Below are 7,909 nucleotides of genomic sequence, written 5' to 3'. Positions count from 1 at the left end.
GGGGGGGGGGGGGGGGGGGGGGCGGTCGAGGCTTCGTCTAACGACAATACGGTTTCAAGTGATGATCAAAAACCTGAATCTGATGTCTCGGATAAGCAGTCAAACGATGTGAATGTGAATGAAACATCTGATGAATCGAATTCTGATGCAGCAGAATCTGGTGTTTATCAAGTTAATGATCAATTAACATTTGAGGATGCGCTGAATAAAATCGCCTCCGATAATTTATCGGAGATCAGACTTGTCCTAAAAGGCGGCTCGTCTTTTGTGGTACCGACCCAAGATTACGTTTCGACTTTCGGCGTTGCTAACAAGAAGATTACCGTGACGAGTGACGGTGATAATCGCGCAACCTTGCACTTCTCCAACCGTGCCATGCTTTCCGGATCTTGTACTTTTGACAACGTCGAAGTGGTTGGTTCAGGAAAATTCTATTGCAATGGTTTCGATACCGTTTTCACTCGTAACTGCGAGCTCAACCTCTCTGAAACACTTTATGGCGGTGGCTATAGGTCGACTGTCGATCACACACATGTGGTGATAGCCGCGTCTGGATATATCAATCCTGGTAGTGGCGCTGGCCTTCATGACGTCATCGGTGGTTCATATCAAGGATCCGTCGAGCATGACACCTATCTTGAGATCAGCGGTAACCTTCGCATGGCTAGCGGTAATCACGTTAATCCCGGTTGCATGCGCGGCGATGGGTCGAGCGGCGATGGAAACGGCTTTCCTGCTGTTTATGTAGGTGGTAACGCCACGCTTGTTTACGACAATGCCAACTCCGAAGTTTCTCCTGCTATCGAAGGCACTTACGGTTGTGAGATGCGCGGCAACGTGACGCTTGATGTTCGCTCGGGTCGGGTAAATGAAATTTGCGGTCATTTTGGTGACCCTGCGCCTATTAAAGGCAACATTCATATTATTGCGGGCAGCAGTACTTATGAAAACACCGACAAAACGCTTCGTCTTAATAGCAATTGGCCAATAATTGGCGCAGGACAAATGATCCCAGATGGAGTTTATGAGGTCGATGGCGATGTCGTTATCGATGCTTACGAGAATGTTTGGGGCTGGGATAAAGGTGGATCGATACCCAATGATGTCCCTTTTATTGAAGGTTCGAAGAAAGCGAACGTTGGCGGATCTATTACCGTTAATGTCCACGGCTCCCATGTTGGCTCTATTTATGGAGCAGAGTGGAGTGCTGTAAACGGTGATATCGCCGTGAACGCTTCTGGTGTTGAGCTGAGGGATGAAGCGGGCGATTCTCATGGGTATGTTTTCTGCGAGAACGACCTGACCAATTCGTCGGATGAGGGATCGAGCGTAAAGGCTAGAGGAAAGCTATCTATCAGTCTGAATAGCGGCAGTGTTGGCTACGTTTCGTTGACTTCGAACAAGAATGTATCGATTTCTGACGGTTCCTTCATTAATATTGCTGGACGACCGGAAATAGCTACGGGCGTTACGGGTGTGTACTATGGGCTTCCCAAGGGGTCTTCTTCTCCCACAATCAATATTGCAGGGACTGTGGCTGAGATTCCTTATATTAAGTACGCATCTGCATTGAATGTTACTGATAACTCCGAAATTACGGCCGGTACGATTTCTTCTGTAAATAAGATCGCTATTACTGGTCAATCGAATACAAATGTAACGACCAAATTTGGTTGCAACAATGCTTCTAGCAATGAATTAATTGAAGACAATGGCCTTCGGGTAGATGAGGGCAGCGTTTTGACGACAGCTGGCTCTCAAGCCTACGTATATGGTTATGTCGATATCAATGGTACTTGGGAGCAACAATACAATACTGCGAAAAACTATAACGATATTTTCGTTAAGGGAACCACCTCTATTGGCAGTAAGGGCATTCTCATCGATCACGGTTCAAGTAATTTGAAAGGTGCCGTTATTAATAAGGGCACACTTGCCTTAATGGCACCCGCATTATTCCAAGGAAATTACCGTGGCGATGACGCTGAAATTAGACTGCCAGCTGTCACTAATAACTATGATGGCACGGATGATGGCGGCGACATACCCCTTATTGTAAAAGGGGAATCGTCAGGGAAGACTACTGTTAATACGGTGGATCCGAACAATTGGCAGAATTTGAAACTGCCGTCACTCGGAGATAACTACGTACTCTCCAAAGCTAGTGGTGATGCACCTAAGCAAAGCACTTTTATTCTTGGCAACGAGGATGCGGTTGGTGAGGGCTATTACCTTAAGCGCGTCAGGGATGCCGACAGTACTGATGATTTTCACATGTGGCAGGTCGCAGCAAAGTTATCGCTGACTTTTGATGATAATGGCGCATACGATCCTGCTTATCCTCAAAAGTTTTTGCAAGATAAGACTGCAGATAAGGACAGTTACACCTTCGCGCTGCCCAAGACCGCCCCGACCCGCAAGGGCTGGGCGTTCGACGGCTGGAACACCGAGAGGGACGGGTCGGGCGATCAGTTCACCGACAAGACCGAGGTCTCCAAGTCCACGACCGTCTACGCCCAGTGGAAGTGGGTGCCCCGCGACGTCACCGTGACCTTCGACGAGAACGGCGGCGAGACCAAGGCCGACCCCGCCTCCCAGACCAAGACCACCGAGCCGGGCAAGACCTCGTTCACCTTCGCGCTGCCCAAGACCGCCCCGACCCGCAAGGGCTGGGCGTTCGACGGCTGGAACACCGAGAGGGACGGGTCGGGCGATCAGTTCACCGACAAGACCGAGGTCTCCAAGTCCACGACCGTCTACGCCCAGTGGAAGTGGGTGCCCCGCGACGTCACCGTGACCTTCGACGAGAACGGCGGCGAGACCAAGGCCGACCCCGCCTCCCAGACCAAGACCACCGAGCCGGGCAAGACCTCGTTCACCTTCGCGCTGCCCAAGACCGCCCCGACCCGCAAGGGCTGGGCGTTCGACGGCTGGAACACCGAGAGGGACGGGTCGGGCGATCAGTTCACCGACAAGACCGAGGTCTCCAAGTCCACGACCGTCTACGCCCAGTGGAAGTGGGTGCCCCGCGACGTCACCGTGACCTTCGACGAGAACGGCGGCGAGACCAAGGCCGACCCCGCCTCCCAGACCAAGACCACCGAGCCGGGTGCTCTGGCTTCGACAGGGGAGAGACTGCTGCCGGTTCTTCCGCTGGCAGTTGTCGGATCTGCTTTGACTTCTTTGGGCTTGCTGCTCGAATACAACCGCAAGAAGAGGCGGAACGATAAATAAATAATGGCCAGCCATGGCTTTAAATGAACTGCCTCCCATTTCTTGGACATGAGAAATGGGAGGCTTTCTTTATGTGCGTTGATTTGAGAGTGAAGTATGATGTCGAGGCCAGGAAGGCGGCCATAGGGCTCTTCGAGCTCGGGCACGGGTATAAATCTGCCGCGATTGCCCTTTCGCTTCCCGTGGAAGCCGTGAGAAGTTGGCAGGAGATATACCGCGCGTTCGGGAGCGAGGTGCTGCTGCGCATGGACGGAAAGCGGGGCAGGTACACATACGAGCAGAAGGCCGCCGGTGGCCGCCGAGATCTTCTCGCGCACCGCCAACGGCTGCGGGCACCGGCAGATAGCGATGTGCCTCAGGGCGGAAGAGGGGGCCGTGATAGCCGACAAGACCGTGCTCAAGATGATGCGCGAGATGGGGATTCGCTGCGGTATCAGACGCGAGACGGCCTACCACGGGTACAACTCGTACAGGGGCGTCGTCGGCAGGACGTTCGAGAACGTGATCGCGAGGGATTTCGACGCCGGGGCCCCGTGGCGGAAGCTGGGGACGGACGTCACCGAGTTCAAGGTGGCGGGCGGCAAGGCCTACTGGGCCCCGACGCTGGACTTCTGCACCAAGGAGATCGTGGCGAGCGACATATCGACCACGCCCGACATGGCCCAGCAGGCGAGGATGCTCGACGAGCTGCTGTCCAAGATCCCCGAGGGCGCCGCCCCGACCATGCACTCGGACCGGGGCTGGCAGTACCAGCGCGCCTCGTACACATCCAGGCTCGAGGCCGCCGGCATCGTCCAGAGCATGTCCAGGAAGGCGAACTGCATCGACAATGCCGCCACCGAGCAGCTCTTCAGCCACGTCAAGGACGAGTTCTACCTGGGCCGCGAGTGGACGACGTTCGAGGATTTCAAACGCGACCTGGAGGAATACGTAGTCCACTGGCGCACGCGCCGGAGGCAGGTAAGATTGAAGGGCCTGACCCCGGAGGAGTTCCGGAATCAGGCCCTCGCGGCCTAATCGCTATTTAGGGCGTCCAAGATTTGGGACGCAGTCCATTTTTCGCCCTGGTTTTGCATTCCTGGATAGATAGAAAAAGAAACCGCCTCCTCAAAAGAAAGCGGTTTCTTATAGTTCTACGTGAACGCGAGGTCTTTGACCCGGAGAGTCCGAGGTACTTGTTGGTAAGACCTTATTTAGGAGCGCGCAACCTTGCCGGACTTGAGGCAGGTGGAGCAAACGTTCATCTTGCGACGGTGACCATCGACGACGACGTAGACGCGCTGGATGTTGGGGCGGAACTTACGGTTGGTGACGCGGTGAGAGTGGCTGATGGAGCGACCGGCAACGGGGTGCTTACCGCAAACTTCGCAAACTTTGGACATAACTGACCCTCCTTGGGCGACAAACGAACATGTCGCGTTAACAAACAAGCCTGAACTATAGCACAGAAGTCGCTCCCTGTGCGCAATCTACACAGAGATATTCCTCTTTTGGCGATAGTGCTCACGCTACGGCCCTGGACGTAGATCCGATTTGCGTGCAGCAGAGGGGATTATGCCAGCTCGTGCGTGCGTTTTCAAGCTCGTCCCACAAATATATATAGGTTTATGGAGCGCCTGCGCCCGTTTACGGATTGCTCTGTATTTATGCTCGCAATTAAGCTCGAGGTTGGCTACACTATCCCTTGACCATTAAAGGGGTACGAGATACCCACATGGAATTACATTGCTGCCAAAGAGCAGCCCTTCCTGTGGGTGTCTGGTCCGCTTTAAGCGGTCGGGCATCTATTTTTTTGACTGTGTCAGCAGTCAAGACATGTGAGGAAGGAGATCGATGGGCACGACTTCCCCCAAGGCGGTCATCATGGACGAGACCGCCGTCAACCGAGCGATGACCCGCATCGCGCACGAGATCCTCGAGCGCAACGAGGGCTGTGAAGACCTCGCTCTGGTCGGTATCGTCACGCGCGGCGACCTTCTGGCAAAGAAGCTCGCCGAGGAGATCAAGGAGATCGAGGGCGTCGACGTTCCGCTCGGCAGCCTCGACATCAGCTTCTACCGCGATGACTATGCGACCAATTTCGCTCCCGCGATCCACGCTACCAACATTCCCTTCAGCGTCGACGGCAAGCGCGTTGTGCTGGTGGACGACATCCTGTATACGGGCCGTACTATCCGCGCCGCTCTGGATGCCGTCATGGACCTGGGCCGTCCGAGCCGCATCGAGCTGGCAGTTCTCGTTGACCGCGGTCACCGTGAGCTCCCCATCTCGCCGGACTTTGTCGGCAAGAACGTTCCCTCGTCGCATGAGGAGAACGTGCACCTATATATGAAGGAAGTAGACGGCCGCACCGCTGTCGAGATTAACGACGTCGCGCCGGGTTCCCATGTGGGCTCCGCGCCGCTGGGAGGTGAGTAGTACCGTGGCGTTCAACCATAAGCACCTGATCGACATTACCGAGTACTCCGAAGAGGACATCAAGCTCATCCTCGAGACCGCCAAGGCGTTCTCCGAGGTCAACGAGCGTGCGATCAAGAAGGTCCCCACGCTCAAGGGCAAGACCATCGTCAACATGTTCAACGAGCCCTCGACGCGCACCCGCAGCTCCTTCGAGCTCGCCGAGAAGCGCCTTTCGGCCGACAGCCTCAACTTTGGCGGCTCCTCGACTTCCACGGTCAAGGGCGAGAGCCTCGTCGACACCGTCGAGACCCTCAACGCCTACAAGATTGATTGCATCGTCGTTCGCGATAAGCACGCCGGTGCTCCCTACATCGTCACGCAGAACTCGCCCGCGAGCGTTATCTGCGCCGGCGACGGCAAGCACAACCATCCTACGCAGGCCCTGCTCGACCTGTACACCATCTGGGAGCACAAGGGTGACTTCCACGGTCTGAAGGTCGCTGTCGTCGGCGATATCGCGCACTCCCGTGTCTGCGGCTCGCTGATCCCCGCCCTTAAGATCATGGGCTGCGAGACCTACGCTGTCGCCCCCGGCACGCTGCTGCCGCCGGCGCCCGAGGTTCTGGGTTGCGACCACGTGACGAGCGACCTCGATTCCGTCCTGCCCGAGCTGGACGTCGTCTACATGCTGCGCGTGCAGCAGGAGCGCCTTGAGGGCGCTCCGTTCCCCACGATTCGCGAGTATCACAAGCTCTTCGGCCTGACCAAGGACCGCGAGAAGCTCATGAAGCCCGATGCGATCATCTGCCACCCGGGCCCCATCAACCGCGGCGTCGAGTTCGACTCCTATATGGCCGACCACCCGCAACGCTCCGTCATCCTGGAGCAGGTCTACGCCGGCATCTGCGTGCGTATGGCTATCCTGTATCTGCTGCTTGGAGGTGCCGATAATGGCCTTGCTTCTTAAGAATGCCCACGTCGTCGACCCGTCCGTCGAGCTTGACGGTGTCGTTGACGTCCTGATTGACGGCGACAAGATCGCCGAGGTCGGCGAGAATCTCGCCGTCGAGGGAGCCGAGGTCCGCGACCTTTCCGGCAAGTACCTCGTCCCCGGCCTGGTGGATATGCACGTTCACCTTCGCGAGCCCGGCTACGAGGTCAAAGAGGACATCGAGAGCGGCACCCGTGCAGCTGCCAAGGGCGGCTTTACCGGCGTGTGCGCCATGCCCAACACCGATCCCGTCACCGATAACGGCACCGTCGTGGAGTTCGTCAAGTCCCGCGCTGCCGAGGTCGGTCACTGCCGCGTCTATCCGTCGGGCGCCATGACCCGCGGTCTTAAGGGCGAGGCCATGTCCGAGATGGGCGATATGGTCGCCCACGGCGCCGTCGCCTTCACTGACGACGGTCGTGGCGTGCAGGGCGCGGGCATGCTCCGTCGCTGCATGGACTACGGCAAGATGTTCGGCAAGGTCTTTATGAGCCACTGCCAGGACGAGGATCTGGTCGGCCACGGCCAGATCAACGAGGGCAAGGTCTCGACCCGTCTGGCCCTCGAGGGTTGGCCGGCCGCCGGCGAGGAGCTTCAGATTGCCCGCGACATCGAGATTGCCAAGCTGACCGGTGCCAAGCTGCACATCCAGCACATCTCCACCGCTCATGGCCTGGAGCTCGTGCGTGCCGGTAAGGCTGCCGGTGTCCAGGTGACCTGCGAGGCCACCCCGCACCACATGTTCCTGACCGAGAACGACCTGGACGAGACCTACAACACCTCGCTCAAGGTCAATCCGCCGCTGCGCACCGACGAGGATGCCGAGGCCATCCGTCAGGGTGTCATCGACGGTACCGTCGACGCTATCGTTACCGACCACGCTCCCCACACCCCGTGGGAGAAGGCCCGCGAGTTCGAGCTCGCGCCCTTTGGAATGATTGGCCTCGAGACTTCGCTGTCGCTCGTGCTCACTGAGCTGGTCAATACGGGCAAGATGAGCGTGAGCCGCATGGTCGAGCTCATGGCCATCAAGCCGCGTGAGATTCTGGGCCTCGATCAGGTTCAGGTCAAGGCGGACTCTGTCGCCGACCTGACCGTGTTTGACCCCTCCGCAACCTGGACGGTTGGCGAGGACGGTTACGAGTCGCGCGCCGAGAACTCCGGTTTTGCCGGCCGCACGCTCACCGGTCGTGCCACCGATGTATTTGTCGGTGGCAAGCAGACGCTCGCCGACGGCTGCATCTGCTAGCATAGCCTTATCGCTTTTGTGCGCGGCGCCCTTGC

General features: G+C 57.2%; 6 protein-coding genes. 5 read left to right on the top strand and 1 reads right to left on the bottom strand.

The window, feature by feature from the left end; all coding sequences use genetic code 11:
- Positions 1-114: 114 nt before the first annotated feature.
- Positions 115-3,234, top strand: coding sequence for an InlB B-repeat-containing protein (locus tag DW024_RS03170; RefSeq protein WP_233541319.1), 3,120 nt, complete (start codon positions 115-117; stop codon positions 3,232-3,234).
- Between the two features lie 291 nt (positions 3,235-3,525).
- Positions 3,526-4,251: an IS3 family transposase gene (locus tag DW024_RS03165; RefSeq protein WP_199576919.1), complete on the top strand. Its 726-nt coding sequence runs from the start codon at positions 3,526-3,528 to the stop codon at positions 4,249-4,251.
- 176 nt (positions 4,252-4,427) lie between these two features.
- Here DW024_RS03165 and rpmB read toward each other — a convergent pair whose 3' ends face one another.
- Positions 4,428-4,616 carry a 50S ribosomal protein L28 gene (gene rpmB, locus DW024_RS03160; RefSeq protein WP_022094725.1) on the bottom strand — a complete coding sequence of 63 codons (189 nt, stop codon included), beginning with the start codon at positions 4,614-4,616 and terminating at the stop codon, positions 4,428-4,430.
- A gap of 451 nt (positions 4,617-5,067) precedes the next feature.
- Between rpmB and pyrR the strand changes: the two genes are divergently transcribed.
- The 3 genes from pyrR to DW024_RS03145 are packed head-to-tail and all read left to right on the top strand — an operon-like array spanning position 5,068 to position 7,874.
- Positions 5,068-5,652, top strand: a complete 585-nt coding sequence (pyrR, locus tag DW024_RS03155) for a bifunctional pyr operon transcriptional regulator/uracil phosphoribosyltransferase PyrR (protein WP_117654814.1) — start codon at positions 5,068-5,070, stop codon at positions 5,650-5,652.
- Positions 5,653-5,656: 4 nt separating this feature from the next.
- Entirely contained in the window at positions 5,657-6,601 is a 945-nt protein-coding gene (locus tag DW024_RS03150; protein WP_035138537.1) for an aspartate carbamoyltransferase catalytic subunit, read from the top strand.
- Positions 6,585-7,874, top strand: coding sequence for a dihydroorotase (locus DW024_RS03145; protein ID WP_118376957.1), 1,290 nt, complete (start codon positions 6,585-6,587; stop codon positions 7,872-7,874). Before DW024_RS03150 ends, DW024_RS03145 begins: the two co-directional genes overlap by 17 nt.
- Positions 7,875-7,909 lie beyond the last annotated feature (35 nt).

Source organism: Collinsella sp. AF37-9 (assembly GCF_003475115.1).
Classification (GTDB): domain Bacteria; phylum Actinomycetota; class Coriobacteriia; order Coriobacteriales; family Coriobacteriaceae; genus Collinsella.
The sequence above is the reverse complement of the archived record's forward strand: the minus strand, read 5'-3'. Positions and strand labels throughout refer to the sequence as shown.